This is a genomic window from Chryseobacterium sp. CP-77 (genome assembly GCF_036362765.1).
GTDB lineage: Bacteria > Bacteroidota > Bacteroidia > Flavobacteriales > Weeksellaceae > Chryseobacterium > Chryseobacterium cupriresistens.
Map to the genome: position 1 here is coordinate 4,615,154 of NZ_CP143637.1, position 17,841 is coordinate 4,632,994.

The following is a 17,841-nucleotide window of genomic DNA, read 5'->3' on the forward strand; positions in this document are numbered from 1 at the left end:
AGCCAAAAACAACATTTGTTCATCAGTTGGAAAAGAAGAAATTAAGATCATTGACATTAACGGTAAAGACATCACAAAGAGAAAACCGAGCGCATAAAGCGCTTGAGTAACCAATAGGAAAGAAATCGTTAAGGGCGTATGGCGGATGCCTAGGCTTTCAGAGGCGACGAAGGACGTGGTAAGCTGCGAAAAGCTGCGGGGATTGGCACACACGAATTGATCCGCAGATATCCGAATGGGGCAACCCGGCATATTGAAGATATGTCACCTCGTAAGAGGAGCAAACCCGGAGAACTGAAACATCTAAGTACCCGGAGGAAAAGAAATCGAAGAGATTCCGTAAGTAGTGGCGAGCGAAAGCGGATTAGCCCAAAAGTCTTTTTATGTTTAGAGGAATGTTCTGGAAAGAACAATCGTAGAAGGTGATAATCCTGTACTCGAAAGGCATAATAAGATGATAAATGAGTAGGGCGGGACACGTGAAATCCTGTCTGAATATGGGGGGACCATCCTCCAAGGCTAAATACTCCTGAAAGACCGATAGTGAACAAGTACTGTGAAGGAAAGGTGAAAAGCACTTCGAATAGAAGGGTGAAATAGAACCTGAAACCGTACGCCTACAAGCGGTCGGAGCAGCGTAATGCTGTGACGGCGTGCCTTTTGCATAATGAGCCTACGAGTTAATTTTACTAGCGAGGTTAAGGTATTAAGTACCGGAGCCGGAGCGAAAGCGAGTCTGAATAGGGCGTATAGTTAGTAGGATTAGACGCGAAACCTTGTGATCTACCCATGGGCAGGTTGAAGCTCTGGTAACACAGAGTGGAGGACCGAACCGGTTGACGTTGAAAAGTCTTCGGATGACCTGTGGGTAGGGGTGAAAGGCCAATCAAACTGGGAGATAGCTCGTACTCTCCGAAATGCATTTAGGTGCAGCGTCGTATATAAGTTTATTAGAGGTAGAGCTACTGATTGGATGCGGGGGTTTCATCGCCTACCAATTCCTGACAAACTCCGAATGCTAATAAATGTTCTGCGGCAGTGAGGGCATGGGTGCTAAGGTCCATGTCCGAGAGGGAAAGAACCCAGACCAACAGCTAAGGTCCCCAAATATATGTTAAGTTGAAGCAACGCGGTTGGACTGCATTGACAGCTAGGATGTTGGCTTGGAAGCAGCCATTCATTTAAAGAGTGCGTAACAGCTCACTAGTCGAGCGGTCCGGCATGGATAATAATCGGGCATAAACATATTACCGAAGCTATGGATTTATATTTTAGATATATCTGGTAGGAGAGCATTCTATTTGCGCCGAAGCAGTACTGTGAGGTATTGTGGAGCGGATAGAAAAGAAAATGTAGGCATAAGTAACGATAAAGCAGGCGAGAAACCTGCTCACCGAAAGACCAAGGCTTCCTCAGCCATGCTAATCAGCTGAGGGTTAGTCGGGACCTAACGCGAACCCGAAAGGGGTAGTGGATGGACAATGGGTTAATATTCCCATACTTGCTCACAATAAAAGGGGACGGTTGGATGTAGCTGCTGGAGACTGACGGAATAGTCAAGGCCTAGCCTTCGGGCGAAGCTGCTGTAGTGTAATCTGATCCAAGAAAAGCCGAAGTGAAGCAACCCGTACCAAAACCGACACAGGTGGTCGAGGAGAGAATCCTAAGGTGCTCGAGTGAGTCGTGGCTAAGGAACTAGGCAAAATAGTCTCGTAACTTCGGAAGAAGAGACGCCATCAGCAATGGTGGCCGCAGTGAAGAGGCCCAGGCGACTGTTTATCAAAAACACAGGACTCTGCTAAATCGAAAGATGCTGTATAGGGTCTGACACCTGCCCGGTGCTGGAAGGTTAAGGAAGGTGCTTAGCGTAAGCGAAGGCATTAACTGAAGCCCCAGTAAACGGCGGCCGTAACTATAACGGTCCTAAGGTAGCGAAATTCCTTGTCGGGTAAGTTCCGACCTGCACGAATGGTGTAACGATCTGGGCACTGTCTCAGCCACGAGCTCGGTGAAATTGTAGTATCGGTGAAGATGCCGATTACCCGCAATGGGACGAAAAGACCCTGTGAACCTTTACTATAACTTCGTATTGACTTTGAGTAAGTAATGTGTAGGATAGGTGGGAGGCTTTGAAGCAGGCACGCTAGTGTTTGTGGAGCCGACGTTGAAATACCACCCTTTACTTACTTGGAGCCTAACTTCTTTCAGAAGGACATTGCGTGGTGGGTAGTTTGACTGGGGTGGTCGCCTCCAAAAGAGTAACGGAGGCTTTCAAAGGTACCCTCAGCACGCTTGGTAACCGTGCGTAGAGTGTAATGGCATAAGGGTGCTTGACTGTGAGACCAACAAGTCGATCAGGTGCGAAAGCAGGACATAGTGATCCGGTGGTTCCGTATGGAAGGGCCATCGCTCATAGGATAAAAGGTACTCCGGGGATAACAGGCTAGTCTCCCCCAAGAGCTCACATCGACGGGGAGGTTCGGCACCTCGATGTCGGCTCGTCACATCCTGGGGCTGGAGAAGGTCCCAAGGGTTGGGCTGTTCGCCCATTAAAGTGGCACGCGAGCTGGGTTCAGAACGTCGTGAGACAGTTCGGTCTCTATCTATTGCGGGCGTTAGATGTTTGAGAGGGCTTGATTCTAGTACGAGAGGACCGAATTGAACAAACCTCTGGTGTATCAGTTGTACCGCCAGGTGCACCGCTGAGTAGCTACGTTTGGAAGAGATAAGCACTGAAAGCATATAAGTGCGAAACTCGCCTCAAGATGAGACATCTTTTAAGGGTCGTTGTAGATGACGACGTTGATAGGCTATAGGTGTAAAGACAGTAATGTCATAGCCAAGTAGTACTAATTACCCGTAGATTTATAGCCTTTGGTTGCTATATCATATAATAAATGACAAGTTCTTTATGCGCAGCGAAGGTTTTGTCTTTGTGAAAGTTTTTATCGCTTAAAACGCAATAAGCTTAAGGCTTCAAGCCTGATGCTTAAAGCTATATACCTTCTTTAGGGTGGTTTTAGCGGTGGGGCTCACCTGTTCCCATTCCGAACACAGAAGTTAAGCCCACCAGCGCCGATGGTACTGCTAACGCGGGAGAGTAGGCCGCCGCCAGTTTTTATTTTATTTTTAAAAAATCCTTTATCATAACGATAAAGGATTTTTTTTGTTTTATACCCAGCTCAATGTATGAGTAATGGGTAATGAGTAATACATCGATTATTCATCATTCATCAACTATGATTGATCATCCATCACTTATCATTCATCATTGATCAATTATCAATGGTAACCGGACAGTACACCCTCCAATGGTCACTCCACAGGAGTCTCAACAAAGTATTATCAAATAATTTACAGTATTAAATCGTCTGGATTAAAGGAATCATAAAGACTCTAATAAAGTAGGCTGGATTCCTGCGGAATGACACAGTGGAAAGAAACGGAGCAAATGAAAAAGAGAGACGCCATAGGAATTAATTAAATTACTCCATTTGGAAAAGATAACCACGGAACCCGTATCCCGAATTCGTCACATTATTTATAACGTATCATTGATCGTTCGTTCACTATCATAGCCCCGATAGGAATGGTTACCCCGCAGCTTGGGTTGGAGTGAATGTGGTGGAGCGTGGGAGTGTATGGGCGCGAGGAGTATGAATGGATAGCGGGAAACAGCTCCTGAAATCTCAAGTGATGTTAAGTAAACTATTTCCTTCTATTACCCCGTTTTCCTCGAATAAATTCAATAAGTTTGTAGTAGTTTTCCAAAAATAATTATAATGTCAGGAAATATTCTGATCATCGATGATGAGATCAAACTCCTTAAATTACTAGGAATGATCCTTTCCCAAGAGAATTTTAATGTAAAAGAAGCTTCTACGGCACGTTCGGCAATGACGATGCTGGAGCAATATGAATTTGATGTTGTTCTGAGCGATGTTCGTCTGCCTGATGCTTTTGGAGTAGAGCTGGTAAAGTCTATCAAGACCAAATATCCACAGCTTGAAATTATCTTGATGACGGCATTCGGGAATATTATGGATGCTGTACAGGCCATGAAGAATGGCGCTTATGATTATCTGGTGAAAGGAGATGATAATGAGAAAATAATCCCATTGGTGTATAAGGCTCTTGATAAGGTAAAAGACAATAAATCGAGGGTTGTTCAGCAGGTTGTGACGAAAGGATTTGATCAGATTATTGGTAAGTCACCACTTATTTTGCAGGCTAAGAAGTTGGCTGAGAAAGTCGCTTTAACGGATGCTGCTGTGCTTCTTACAGGAGAAACCGGAACGGGTAAAGAAGTTTTTGCGAGTGCTATTCATGAAGGGAGTGACAGGAAGAAAAACAGTTTTGTAGCGATCAACTGTTCAGCATTCAGTAAAGAAATTCTGGAAAGCGAGCTTTTTGGTCATAAACAAGGTGCTTTTACTGGAGCTTTGAAAGATAAGAAAGGATTGATTGAAGAAGCTAACGGAGGAACTCTGTTTTTGGATGAAATCGGTGAGATGCCCATAGAGCTTCAGGCAAAACTGCTCAGGGTTTTGGAAACCAGGGAATTTATCAAAATGGGTGAAACCAAAGTTTCTAAATCTGACTTCAGGTTAATTGCTGCTACCAACAGAGACCTGATAGATGAAATAAAGCAGGGAAATTTCAGAGAAGACCTTTATTTCAGGCTGAATGTCTTTGAGATCACGCTTCCGCCATTAAGAGAACGAAAAGAAGATCTGAAAGCTATTGCCAAGCATTTTATAGATATTTTTTCTCATAAACTTCATCTGACAGCGGTTCAGGTAGATCCTGATTACTATAAAGTACTGGAACGAAACGACTGGAAAGGAAATATCCGTGAGTTGAGGAACGCGGTAGAGCGCAGTTTGATTTTAATGGATGACAATATCCTTGACGCAGAAAGTCTTCCCCATTATTCGGAAAAAGCTGTTCCTGAAAGTGATTCTTTAAGTATCAGATCACTGGAAAAAATACACATACAGAAAGTTTTACAGTATACAAAAGGTAACAAGGCAGAAGCTGCCCGTTTACTGGAAATTGGTATTGCCACATTGTACCGTAAACTTGAAGAATATGGATTAAAATAAACCTTTTATCATTTTAATAAAGAGCCTATCATTTTGATAGGCTTTTCTGTTTTTATATAGTTTTGTGTTTTATCTTAATGTGTTGTTAATCAATTAATTGATTATTTGATTTTCAGAATGGACTTTCTTTTGGCATATAGTCTTCGAATAAAATATTTAAAAATGACAATTTCAAGAAAAACGTTTAAAAAACGGGAGCACTCGACTTTTAGTCTGCTGATTGTATCGTACGTATTGTTGACCCTTTTAACCCTAATGATTAAAATATGATGCTCATAAGTTTAATTCTGCTTTTTGCAGTATTGTTTTGGCTTTTGTATAAATCAGTTGAATTTTTTGATAGAATATAAATTATGTGGAGTTTATTTTTCCTCTCAATACTTGCCTTCGTGTATATCTGTTATGTTTTAATGAAACCTGAAAAATTTTAATTAGTCATGAATACAGAGATTTTAGGCATTATAGCAATGTTTGCTATCACATTAGTTATCGGAATATTTTTAGGGAAATATATAGCTAATGTCTACGGATACAAAAAGACTTTTCTGGATCCGGTTTTTGAACCCATTGAAAAGTTAATTTATAAAGTTTCGGGAATTAATCCTGCCCGCCAGATGAACTGGAAACAGAATATGTATGCCATGCTGGCAATCAATCTGGTTTGGTTCATCATAGGTTTCCTTCTTTTAATGAATCAGGCGTGGCTTCCTTTAAACCCTGACGGAAACCCGAATATGTCACCCGATCTGGCTTTTAATACTACCATTTCATTCTTGGTAAACTGTAATTTACAGCATTATTCAGGAGAAACAGGAGTAAGTTATCTGAGCCAGCTTTATCTGATGTTTTTACAGTTTGTCACGGCTGCAACGGGAATGGCGGCAATGGCTGTCCTTTTCAGGGCTTTTAAAGAAAAAACAAGTACCGAACTTGGGAACTTCTACGATTTTTTCACCAAATCAATGGTCAGAATCCTGGTCCCGGTAAGTGTAATTGTTGCTTTAGTACTTTCTATTAACGGAAGTCCGATGACATTCGAAGGGAAAGATCATGTCATAACACTGGAAGGCCAGAAAGCAGATGTCTCCAGAGGTCCGGTATCAGCATTTGTTGCGATCAAACACTTAGGAACTAACGGAGGTGGATTTTTCGGAGCCAACTCTGCGCACCCTCTTGAAAATCCCAATTATATGACCAATATGACAGAGATGATCGCTCAGATGATCATTCCGTTTGCGTTGGTATTTGCACTGGGATTTTATCTGAATAAAAGAAAACTTTCATGGGTAATCTTTACGGTAATGACGGTCGGTTTTCTGGCACTTACCATTCCGAATATAGTGAATGAAACAGGAGGAAATCCTTTGATCACAAAAATGGGAACAGATAACAGCCTGGGAGCTATGGAAGGTAAAGAAATCCGTTTCGGAAGTGCAGCGTCAGGCTACTGGAGTATTGCCACAACGGTAATTTCAACAGGATCAGTGAACTCAATGCATGACAGTACAATGCCTCTTTCGGGAATGAATGAATTGCTTGCGATGATGATCAACTGCTTCTACGGAGGCTGTGGAGTCGGAATTCTGAACTATTTTATCTTTATCATTCTGGCTGTGTTTATCAGTGGTCTGATGGTAGGACGAACGCCGGAATTTATGGGTAAAAAGATTGAAGCGAAGGAAATGAAAATTGCTATGATCGTCGCTTTATTCCATCCTTTCCTGATTCTTGCAGGAACCGCTTTAACGGCTTATCTGCCGGAATTTGGGACAAAAACATTGAACAACCCAGGTTTCCATGGTTTCAGTGAAATGCTGTATGAGTTTACTTCTTCTGCAGCGAATAACGGATCCGGATTTGAAGGGTTGGGAGACAATACACCCTGGTGGAATATCTCAACGGGAATTGTACTGTTACTCTCAAGATTTATCCCGATTATAGGACCTGTAGCGATTGCTGGACTATTAGCACAGAAGAAATATATCCCTGAAAGTTCAGGAACACTGAAAACAGATACGGCAACTTTCGGATTCATGACTCTGGCAGTGATTTTACTGATTGCAGCGTTGTCTTTCTTCCCTGCATTGACTCTAGGCCCTATTGCAGAGCAGATTCAGTATTTCTCAAAATAAATGTGAACATTAAAAATTAAAATCAATATTCAACCATTAAGGAAGCCGAAAAGTTAGGAAGCTAGTCTGACACTTACTGAAACGTTCACTTAATATTATCCATATCTATCCTCATTATCTGGCAAACCTTGATGGTTACTATTGATTTACAATGATATAAATTCTTTCAAAAAAATGAAAAATCAGTCACAAACATTGTTTCAAAAAGATTTGGTCAACGAAGCGATAAAACAGTCCTTCGTAAAGCTGAATCCGAAGATTATGTTTAAAAATCCGGTAATGTTCCTGGTGGAGATCGGAACTATCGTCATGTTTATCGTAAGCATGTTCAGCCTTACCGGTGATAAAACCCAGGGAAGCTTTTCCTACAACTTTTTAGTATTTATAATTTTATTTTTCACCGTTCTGTTTGCCAACTTTGCAGAAGCTATTGCAGAGGCAAGGGGAAAAGCGCAGGCTGATACCCTTAGAAAAACAAGGGAAGAAACTCCGGCCAAATTAGTGCTTAATAATAAACCGGGATTCCAGGTAGAAACAAGACTGAAGATGTCTGCTGAAATGACCTTAGGTGATATTTTCCTTTGTGAAGCCGGAGATCAGATTCCGATGGATGGAGAGATTATTGAAGGTCTTGCTACCATTGATGAGTCTGCTATTACCGGAGAAAGTGCACCTGTCATTCGTGAAGCGGGTGGAGACAAAAGTTCTGTAACAGGAGGAACGAAAGTATTGTCAGATAGAATTAAAGTAAGAGTAACCACAAAACCCGGAGAATCCTTCTTAGATAAAATGATTGCTCTTGTAGAAGGAGCGTCAAGACAGAAAACACCCAACGAAATCGCATTAACCATACTTTTAGCAGGATTCACGCTTACATTTATTATTGTTACCCTCACTTTAAAACCTTTTGCAGACTATGCGCAGACTCCGATTACCATAGCGGCATTTATATCTCTTTTCGTTTGTCTTATTCCGACAACCATCGGAGGTCTGCTTTCTGCAATCGGGATTGCTGGGATGGACAGAGCATTAAGAGCAAATGTGATTACCAAAAGCGGAAAAGCAGTGGAAACTGCAGGAGATATTGATGTATTGCTATTGGATAAAACCGGAACAATTACCATCGGAAACAGAAAAGCAACTCAATTTCACCCTGCCAATGGAATTCAGCCTGAAGAATTTATTAAAGCTTCTGCATTAAGTTCCGTAGCGGATGAAACACCGGAAGGGAAATCTATTATTGAACTAAGTGCTTTAAAACCTGAAGATTTATTGGTTTCCAATCCTACGTATATCGATTTTACTGCAGAAACAAGAACTTCAGGAATCGATTTTGACGAAACAAGAATCCGTAAAGGAGCTTACGATACGATAAAAAAACTGACTGAAAAAGCCGGGAATATCTTCCCGCAGGAGACCCAGGATGCAGTAACCAAAATTTCTGAAAACGGAGGAACTCCTTTGGTAGTAGCCGTTAACGAAAAAGTATGGGGCGTGATTGAACTTCAGGATATTATTAAAACAGGAATCCAGGAACGTTTCCAGAGATTGAGAAAAATGGGTGTGAAAACGGTAATGGTAACTGGTGACAACCCTCTGACGGCAAAATTCATTGCAGAAAAAGCAGGAGTAGATGACTTTATTGCTGAAGCTAAACCTGAAGATAAGATGAATTACATCAAAAAGGAACAGCAGGAAGGTAAGCTGGTTGCGATGATGGGAGACGGAACCAATGATGCGCCGGCACTGGCACAGGCCGATGTTGGGGTAGCGATGAACAGTGGAACTCAAGCCGCAAAAGAAGCCGGTAACATGGTAGACCTTGACAACGACCCTACAAAGCTGATCGAAATTGTGGAAATAGGGAAGCAGCTATTGATGACCAGAGGAACATTAACGACTTTCAGTATTGCGAATGACGTAGCGAAGTATTTTGCCATTATTCCGGCACTGTTTATCACTTTTATTCCTTCTCTGCAGAAACTGAATATTATGAACCTTCACAGTCCTGAAACAGCCATATTATCAGCAGTTATTTTCAACGCGGTGATTATTCCGTTCCTGATTCCGCTGGCATTGAAAGGTGTGGCTTATAAGCCGATTGGTGCAAGTGCATTGTTAAGAAGAAACCTTTTGATCTATGGGCTAGGCGGAGTAATCGTTCCGTTCATCGGGATCAAAATCATTGATCTGGTAATCAGTTTATTCTATTAAAATTAAAAAAATGAAAAATCATATTGTTTCAGCATTCAGACTAACGCTTGTCATGTTGCTAGTTACAGGTATTTATCTGGCAGTGGTTTATGGAGGTTCTAAAATACTTCCTAACAAAGGAAACGGAGAAATTATTTACAACAAAGGGCAGAAGTTTTATGCCAATATCGGACAGGAATTCAAATCTGAAAAATATTTCCACGGCCGTCCTTCTTCAGTCAATTATAACGCAGCAGGAAGCGGAGGAAGTAATAAAGGTCCAAGCAATAAAGAATATCTGGAAATTGTACAGAAAAGAATTGATACTTTGAAAATGGATAACCCTGAAATGGGTAATGCAAAAGTTCCTGTAGAGCTTGTTACCGCAAGTGGAAGCGGACTGGATCCGGATATTTCTGAAGAAGGAGCTTTATACCAGGCAAAAAGAATTGCAAAAGTGAGAAATATTTCAGAAGAGCAAGTTAAAAGCTTAATTAATAATCAAACGGAAAAGCCGTTGTTAGGACTTTTCGGACCTACAAAAATAAATGTTCTGAAGCTTAACATTGCTTTGGATCAATTAAAATAATAAATTTAATAACCGATAATCATGTCAAGGTTTTAAACCTTGACATGATTCATACACCATAAAACTAAAGTGAAAAAATATCTATTTATAAGTGCACTATCAGGGCTGTTTTTAGCCAAAGCACAATCATCAGATTCATTAAAAACAAGTAATAAAGTGACATTTTCCGCTTATGCAGAACTCTTTTATACCTATGATTTTAATGAGCCTGGAAATCATATTCGTCAAAACTTTTTGTATTCCTATAACAGGCACAATGAAATGAACCTTAACCTGGGATTGGTTAAAGCCAATTATCAGAGCGAAAATACCCGTGCTAATGTAGCTTTAATGGCCGGAACCTATGCTCAGGATAATATGGCAGCAGAACAAAATGCATTACGGTACGTGAATGAAGCCAATGTAGGAATCAAAATATCAAAGAATAAGAATTTATGGATTGATGCAGGGATCATGCCTTCCCATATTGGATGGGAAAGTGCCATAGGAAAGGATAATGTGAACCTGACAAGAAGCTTAGCTGCAGAGAACTCTCCGTATTTTGAAACCGGAGCCAAAATTTCCTACACTTCAGATAACGGGAAATGGTTTTTAAGCGGATTGGTATTGAACGGATGGCAGCGTATTGCCAAACCTGAGGGAAACCAGAGTATTTCTTTTGGTCATCAGGTAACATATAAACCAACTGATAAAATTACCCTGAACAGCAGTTCATTCATAGGGAATGATAAAGCAAAAGAGGACAAAAGGATGCGTTACTTTCATGATTTGTATGGAAGCTTTCAGATAACGGATCAGTTTTCTGCTATATTGGGATTTGATATCGGTGCTGAGCAGAAATCAAAAGGAAGCGAGCAGTATAATATCTGGTATAGCCCGAATGTTCAGATGAAATATCAATTGGACAGCAAATGGGCATTAGCGGGAAGACTGGAATACTATAATGATAAAAATGGGGTGATCATCAGCACAGAAACGCCTAACGGATTTCAAACTTTCGGATATTCTCTGAATGTAGATTATGCTGTTTTCAAAAATGTTGTTTTCCGTACAGAAGCGAGAGGTTTTACATCTAAAGATGCCATTTTTGCTAAAAATGATGAATTTAAAAAAGGAAATTTCTTTATAACGTCAAGCTTAGCGGTTTGGTTTTAAAAAAGAATTTAGCCACAGGAAAGTGCTTAAAGTAAAATTAAAAAGAATAAAATCAATGTCATCAGCAAAAGATTTTTTAGAACTGATTCAAAAATCCCGTAAAGGAAAATTCAAAATTTATATCGGGATGAGTGCAGGGGTAGGAAAAAGTTTCCGTATGCTTCAGGAAGCTCATTCCCTTTTGCGAAATGGCATTGATGTAAAGATTGGCTATATTGAAACGCATGGCCGTGAAGAAACTGAAGCTCTTGTAGAAGGAATTCCTCAAATTGAAAGGAAATCAGTTTTTTATAAAGGAAAGAACCTTGAGGAGATGGATCTTCAGGCCATTATCAATGAACATCCTGAAGTAGTGTTAGTGGACGAACTTGCCCATACCAACGTAGAAGGTTCCAAAAATAAAAAAAGATGGCAGGATGTGCTGGAAATTCTTGATAACGGAATCAACGTCATCAGTGCCATGAATATCCAGCATATCGAAAGCCTGAATGAAGAGGTAAAGAAAATTACCGGAGTAGAAGTAACAGAGCGGGTTCCGGATAAAATTCTTGCATTGGCGGATGAAGTCGTGAATATTGACCTTACCGCAGATGAGCTGCTGACCCGATTGAAAGAAGGGAAAATCTATAAAAAAGAAAAAATTCAGACGGCACTGAGTAATTTCTTCCAGAGCGGACATATTCTCCAGCTTCGTGAGCTGGCTTTAAAAGAAGTGGCCACCCACGTGGAAAGAAAGGTGGAAACAGAGATCAAAACCGAAAATTTTAAGCCCATAAAATTCCTGGCCTGCATCAGCAGCAATGAGAAAATTGCCAAAACAATTATTCGTAAAACCGCCAGATTAGCCAGCTATTATAACAGTCCATGGACTGTTTTGTACGTTCAGAAGCCTTCTGAAAATCCGGAAAAAATTGCATTGGATAAACAGCGGTATTTAATTAATAATTTTAATTTAGCACAGGAATTAGGCGCCAAAGTAGTCCGCATCAAAGAAAGCAGTGTTCACAACGGAATTCTGGAATATGTAATTGCCCATAATATCACGACGGTCTGCATTGGAAAGCCCCATGCCAGTTTCTGGCAGCGAATGTTGGGGTACAGCTGGATCTATACCCTTATGAACAGGCTGAATGAAAGACAGATAGATATTATTATTTTATCTTAAAAGTAATGAAACTTAAAACGAAACTTACCTTAGGCGTGGGCCTTTTATTTCTACTGATCGTTCTGCTTTCAGTGATAGGTTCTGTATACATCAATAAATTAAAATCCGATACTGAAAAGATCCTTACGGCCAATTACAACAGCCTGGAATTTTCCAAAAATATGCTTTTGGCGTTGGATAATATCAGTACAGACAGTACCGTTGCCATAGCAGATTTTCGAAAAAATAATAAGCTTCAGGAAAAGAACCTTACAGAATTTGGAGAAAAAGAAGCCACGCAGAATCTGAATCTCCATTTCAACAGCTACCTTAAAGCTCCCGATATCCATAAAGAAAAGCTTATCCGTGAAGATCTTTCGAAGATCATGTCTTTGAATATGAAAGGGATAGAACGAAAAAGTGATATTGCGATTATTACAGCAGAAAATGCCACTTTTTGGATCGTAAGTTTAGGAACCGTATGTTTTCTGATTGCTTTTATCCTGCTTTTCAATTTACCACAAACCATCGCAGAGCCTATCAATCAATTGACCTTCAGTATTAAACAGATTGCCGATAAAAACTATAGTGAGAGGGTTCATTTTAAAGGAAGTGAAGAATTCAACAGTCTGGCAGACTCCTTCAACAGTATGGCGGAAAAGCTTCAGGAGTACGAAAGCAGCACGCTTTCCAAGCAGCTGATGGATAAAAAACGGATCGAAACGCTGGTTAACAATATGCATGATGCCGTGATTGGTCTGGATGAGAATCATTTTATCTATATGATCAATGATGAAGCTTTAAAGATCACCAATCTCCATAAAGAAGATATTATTGGAAAAACGGCTCATGAAGTAGCCATCAATAATGATCTGATGCGTGAACTGCTGAAAAATATCGACCATCCGGTAAAAGATCCGATTAAGATTGTCCGTGATAACAAGGAAAATTATTTCGAACAGGATATTATACCGATCAATATTGTAAAAACAGGGGAAAAAGAAAAAAAGAATATCGGAAAGGTAATCCTGCTAAGAAATATTACCCCTTTTAAAGAACTGGATTTTGCCAAAACCAATTTTATTGCGACCATTTCCCATGAACTGAAAACTCCGATTTCTGCGATCAAAATGGGTGTTCAGCTTCTTGGAAACCAAAAGTTCGGAGAACTGAACGAGCAGCAGCAGGAATTGTTGAAGAGCATCAATGAAGACGGACAGCGTTTATTGGATATCACAGGAGAATTGCTTAATCTTTCCCAGGTAGAATCCGGAAATATCAGACTGACCGTAGAAAAATGTTCCCCCAAAGAAATTGTACAGACTGCTGTAAAGAATGTTGAAAAGCTTGCCGAGCAGAAAAACATTTCCATCAGCACAGAATATTTTCTCGAAGACAATGATGCAGTGACTGCAGATTTTGATAAAACCGTCTGGGTGATGAATAATTTCCTGACTAACGCGGTAAAGCACTCTTTTCAGGACGAAAATATTAAGATTGTAGTAGAAAAGCTGGATTCATTCATTCAGTTCAGTATTATTGATACCGGAAGCGGGATAGATGAAAAATACCACCGCCAGATCTTTGACCGCTATTTCCAGGTTCCCGGCGAACATCAGAATGGAACTGGCTTAGGCTTGGCAATTTCAAAGAATTTTATTGAGAAACAGCATGGAGAAATAGGAGTGAAGAGTTCCCTGAATAATGGAAGTACGTTTTATTTCAGACTGCCGGTTTCATAAGAGTTATTGTTATATCTTTGAATAAGAAAATATTTGATTTTTCTTATTTAAAAATTTGTAATTCTATCCTTTTAAATTCATGGATCCTTTTTTCTATTTGCCATTGGCAGGTGTAGTATTTTTTATCATTTCAAGAATTTTCTTTTATAGCCAGAAAAATAAAATTATCGAAAAATATAAACAGCCGGATGCGGTAGTTTTTAAAAATATCAATGGTACCATTGTTTCAGTAACTAAAGGAGGTCTTCGCTATAGTAAAAGATTTCAATGGTGTAGTTTTGAAATTTTCATGAATCAGAATTCTATGTTTTTGTTTCCTAAAGATTTTTACATTGTTCCCGGTAAGTGTATTAATCTGAGATTTGGATCAGATCGAAGAAATACAAGAAACCCGGAAGTTCTGAGAGAATTTCATATATATGACAATCATGTAGAACTGATTCTTTATCCTGACTGGATGGCCAATACAAAACGCACAATTTCTTTGAAAGGATTAAACAAGGAAGAAATTTTACTGTTCCGGAAAGCGTTACTTAAAGAAGCATGAAGCATAAACCGTTATTCTTATATTTGTGATAAAAATAACAATGAGAAAAGCTTTAGGGCTCTTATTATTTTCAGTTGTATTGAGTATTCAGGTCTCTGCACAGACATTCACATTAGAACAGCTTAACAGTTTCAACAAACTTACGATGGATGAGTTTAAAAAGGAAATGAAACAGCTTCAGTTCAAATTTTATGACAGAACAGATGGCTTAAGCTTCCTTTTAACCGAATATGAAACTCCAGACTATAGCTCGAAAATCGGAAAGTTTGAATATAAAGAAGAAAAATCTGAAGACAGAATCGAGTTTGAGTTTAGGGACAAAAAAGAATATGAGCAGTATCTTAAACTGATATTAGCAGCAGGATATAAGGAAACTGAGAAAGGAAAGATTATCACCAAAGAGCTTTATGTAGATTACTACAAGAATAAGGAACATATCAGGATGATTCTGCCAAAATCAGGAGAAAACGCTCCGTATACTATTATTGTTTTTAAGTAAACAAGATTATATATATTCCGAAGATAGCTGCAAATATTGATTCTTAATAACAAAGAAGGCTGTGAAATCTATCACAGCCTTCTTTGTTATTCATTTTATAAATTTAATCCTTAATAAACTTCTGTACAAGTACTTTGTCCTTGGTGAAAGCTTTTAGAATATAGTTTCCTTTAGAAAGTTCAGAAACAGAAATTGAGTTTCCTGTTACACTTAATGAGCTGATAATTCTTCCAGTCGCATCATAGATTTCAGCTTTGATGATTTCCTGCTTGGATCTGATATTTAAAACATCTTTTGCAGGATTAGGATAAACAGAAATACTCTGGTTTTCCTTATCAATTTCTGCTGTTGCCAATACATTTTGAACGCTTGTCGTATAAGTATTGGTAATAATCGGATGGTTGTAATCGAAATAGATTTTGGCTGTATTACTGAAGCTGTTCCCGATATTTAAGGTCGATTTTGTTTTAATCTTAAATGAAACATATCCGTCATTATTGGCATCATCAAAAGGGAGTTGGATGTTTTCAAAGATGAATTCTACGGTATTCGGATTGGTAATTCTTGTCACAAAATTATGGCTTCCGTCTAACGCTACCAGGGAAGAAATATCAAATTTAGTAATGTCAATTTCATCTTTTACCACAATGTTCTGTGCATTGGCTGTTCCTGTATTTTCAAATCTGATCAGGTAATGTACATAGTCTCCCACCTGGGTTTGCGCAATAGTCGTTCCTTCAAGACAAGTCTTATCATTCGGGTCAAAAGAATTAACAACCGTTTGGTTCAATGTGAAGGTATTGTCAGCAGGTGTTTCGTCTGTAGCTCCATTGATTTGTGCGGTGTAATGTAAAATATCACCTCCATTTAGCGGTGGAGCCTGTGTTGGTGTATTTAATTTCATCGTTACAGTAATTTCTTTGGTTTCAAAAGGAAGAAGATTCGTGAAATTCCAGTTCATTGTTCCGGAAGATTGAGAGCTTGGAGATGTCGTTGCAGACTGATAGCCCATTCGGGTATGATCAAAATTAAAAGTTATATTTCCGGATTGTGTTCCTGTTCCTTTATTTTTATAAAAGATTTTATATTGAGTAACAAATCCCGGAACTGCTGCCTGCATAGGAATTATAACAATCTGCAGATCATTATGGGTACCATTCGCTGTTAAACAAAAGTTCTGTGTATAAGGACTTACCTGTGTTGGGAAATTGGTAGTGAATGAAGGGGGCGTAATATTAAAATAAGAAGGATTTTCCAACACAGGAGAGATAGTGTTAGTTCCGTATGTCAGAGGGAAAGAATAAGATCCGAACGCATTTGAAATGGCCATGTTTTGCCCTAAAATATTGAATTTTTGAAAAGGTTTTATCATGTCATTAATGTCGCATCCATTTGTGTTCATGTCATATCTTGTTTTACCCTGAAGGATAAAATAAGAAGAGCCTCCTGGTGTGAAAGAACAATAAGAATTTACAACAGCATTGGGTTGATTATAGGATGCTAATTGCGATATTGCATAGTCAGTTTCTATAGGGTCAGTGCATACATATTGCAGCTGTGGTGTATTTGAAAATCCAATGCCAAGATAATTATGCTTTCCGTTTTTAAGATTTAAAGTCTGTAAAGTAAGATTATTATCAAGATCAGCAATATCCAGAATAGTCTGCTTTGATAGATCAATATTCGTAAGCGAATTATTCATTACCTGAATACCTTTTAAGCCTTTTGCCTGATCAAATGCAATATTGGTTATATGATTATTATTGGCATACAAATAACCTAAAATTGGATTATTATTAAGTGTTAATGTGGTAAGCTGATTATTGTAAATATAAAGCATTCCAATCAAAGGGCTTGAACTAAAGTCCAGACTTGTGATTTGATTGTCGTTAGCAAGAAACATTACCAATCCGGTATAAGGGGTTACGTCAAAAGTCTGGAAAAGATTGAAGCTTATACTTAAATAGTTTACTAAAGAAGGATTAGGAATCGAAAGACTGCTTAGTTTATTACGAAATAATTCTAGTTTTTTCAAAGCTGTATCTCCTGCAAAATTAATACTTGTTAGAAATTGGTTTTCACTAACATTTACTTCTTCCAACGCAGGGAGATTACTTAAATTTAAAGAAGTCATCGCTGAATTCTCCAATGATAATTTTGTAAGATTAGGAAGTCCGGAAATATTAAACCCACTAATGTTGGAAACAGAAATTTCTTGTAGCGAAGTGTTCTGGATATTTATAACGTTTCCCGCGCTGCCAAATTGTGCGGTATTTATAGCATTGCAGTTTTCAATCGTTACGTTACCTACTGTTCCGCCTGAAAAAATTATTTTTTGAAGGTTAGTATAATTACTGAAAATCAGATTAGAGGATATATCAGGATTTGTTAGTTTTAGCTCAGTTAAATTCGGAAATTCAGTAAGTACGGATAAACCTGTAATAGCATTTGAAAGATCAGATAGATTTATTTTATAAACCAGCGAAGCTTCCGATAGTTGAATCTGTCCATCATTATTTGTATCCAGAGTAATAACGTTTCCAGTAGAATCCCTTGTTGCTCCGTACGTAAACAATTTTGTTTTCAAATAGGTATCGACATTTAACGTCTGAGCCTGAAACTGTGCAAACAGAATCATCAAAATGATTAAGTAGATTTTTTTCATGGATTAGTTTGTTATTTTTTTATTCTTTTATAGAATTGATTGCAAAAATAAACCATTAAGACAATATCTT

The 17,841-nt window shown here is 38.8% G+C and carries 10 protein-coding genes and 2 rRNA genes; 11 read left to right on the forward strand and 1 reads right to left on the reverse strand.

Annotated features, from left to right (window positions below):
- The first annotated feature begins 118 nt into the window (after positions 1 to 118).
- From V0410_RS20755 to V0410_RS20805, 11 genes are all read left to right on the forward strand, one after another.
- Positions 119 to 2,873 (forward strand): 23S ribosomal RNA (locus tag V0410_RS20755).
- Positions 2,874 to 3,009: 136 nt separating this feature from the next.
- A 5S ribosomal RNA gene (gene rrf, locus V0410_RS20760) occupies positions 3,010 to 3,117 on the forward strand.
- Between the two features lie 665 nt (positions 3,118 to 3,782).
- On the forward strand, positions 3,783 to 5,105 hold the full coding sequence (locus V0410_RS20765) for a sigma-54-dependent transcriptional regulator (protein WP_330745467.1): 1,323 nt from the start codon (positions 3,783 to 3,785) through the stop codon (positions 5,103 to 5,105).
- A 437-nt stretch (positions 5,106 to 5,542) separates the two neighbouring features.
- Positions 5,543 to 7,237 carry a potassium-transporting ATPase subunit KdpA gene (kdpA, locus tag V0410_RS20770; protein ID WP_330745468.1) on the forward strand — a complete coding sequence of 565 codons (1,695 nt, stop codon included), beginning with the start codon at positions 5,543 to 5,545 and terminating at the stop codon, positions 7,235 to 7,237.
- A gap of 174 nt (positions 7,238 to 7,411) precedes the next feature.
- Positions 7,412 to 9,451: a potassium-transporting ATPase subunit KdpB gene (gene kdpB / locus V0410_RS20775; protein ID WP_330745469.1), complete on the forward strand. Its 2,040-nt coding sequence runs from the start codon at positions 7,412 to 7,414 to the stop codon at positions 9,449 to 9,451.
- Positions 9,452 to 9,461: 10 nt separating this feature from the next.
- On the forward strand, positions 9,462 to 10,019 hold the full coding sequence (kdpC, locus tag V0410_RS20780) for a potassium-transporting ATPase subunit KdpC (protein WP_330745470.1): 558 nt from the start codon (positions 9,462 to 9,464) through the stop codon (positions 10,017 to 10,019).
- A gap of 69 nt (positions 10,020 to 10,088) precedes the next feature.
- The gene (locus V0410_RS20785; protein ID WP_330745471.1) at positions 10,089 to 11,174 is read left to right on the forward strand and encodes a porin; all 1,086 of its coding nucleotides are present in this window, start codon (positions 10,089 to 10,091) and stop codon (positions 11,172 to 11,174) included.
- Between the two features lie 55 nt (positions 11,175 to 11,229).
- Positions 11,230 to 12,339, forward strand: coding sequence for a histidine kinase (locus V0410_RS20790; RefSeq protein ID WP_110011850.1), 1,110 nt, complete (start codon positions 11,230 to 11,232; stop codon positions 12,337 to 12,339).
- 5 nt (positions 12,340 to 12,344) lie between these two features.
- Positions 12,345 to 14,060, forward strand: a complete 1,716-nt coding sequence (locus V0410_RS20795; protein ID WP_330745472.1) for an ATP-binding protein — start codon at positions 12,345 to 12,347, stop codon at positions 14,058 to 14,060.
- Positions 14,061 to 14,139: 79 nt separating this feature from the next.
- Positions 14,140 to 14,607 carry a hypothetical protein gene (locus V0410_RS20800; RefSeq protein WP_330745473.1) on the forward strand — a complete coding sequence of 156 codons (468 nt, stop codon included), beginning with the start codon at positions 14,140 to 14,142 and terminating at the stop codon, positions 14,605 to 14,607.
- Between the two features lie 40 nt (positions 14,608 to 14,647).
- Positions 14,648 to 15,106 (forward strand): hypothetical protein, encoded by a 459-nt coding sequence (locus V0410_RS20805; protein ID WP_330745474.1) that lies wholly within the window; start codon positions 14,648 to 14,650, stop codon positions 15,104 to 15,106.
- A gap of 103 nt (positions 15,107 to 15,209) precedes the next feature.
- On the opposite strand, the gene V0410_RS20810 is transcribed toward V0410_RS20805, so the two are convergent.
- On the reverse strand, positions 15,210 to 17,771 hold the full coding sequence (locus V0410_RS20810) for a DUF7619 domain-containing protein (RefSeq protein WP_330745475.1): 2,562 nt from the start codon (positions 17,769 to 17,771) through the stop codon (positions 15,210 to 15,212).
- Positions 17,772 to 17,841: the final 70 nt, after the last annotated feature.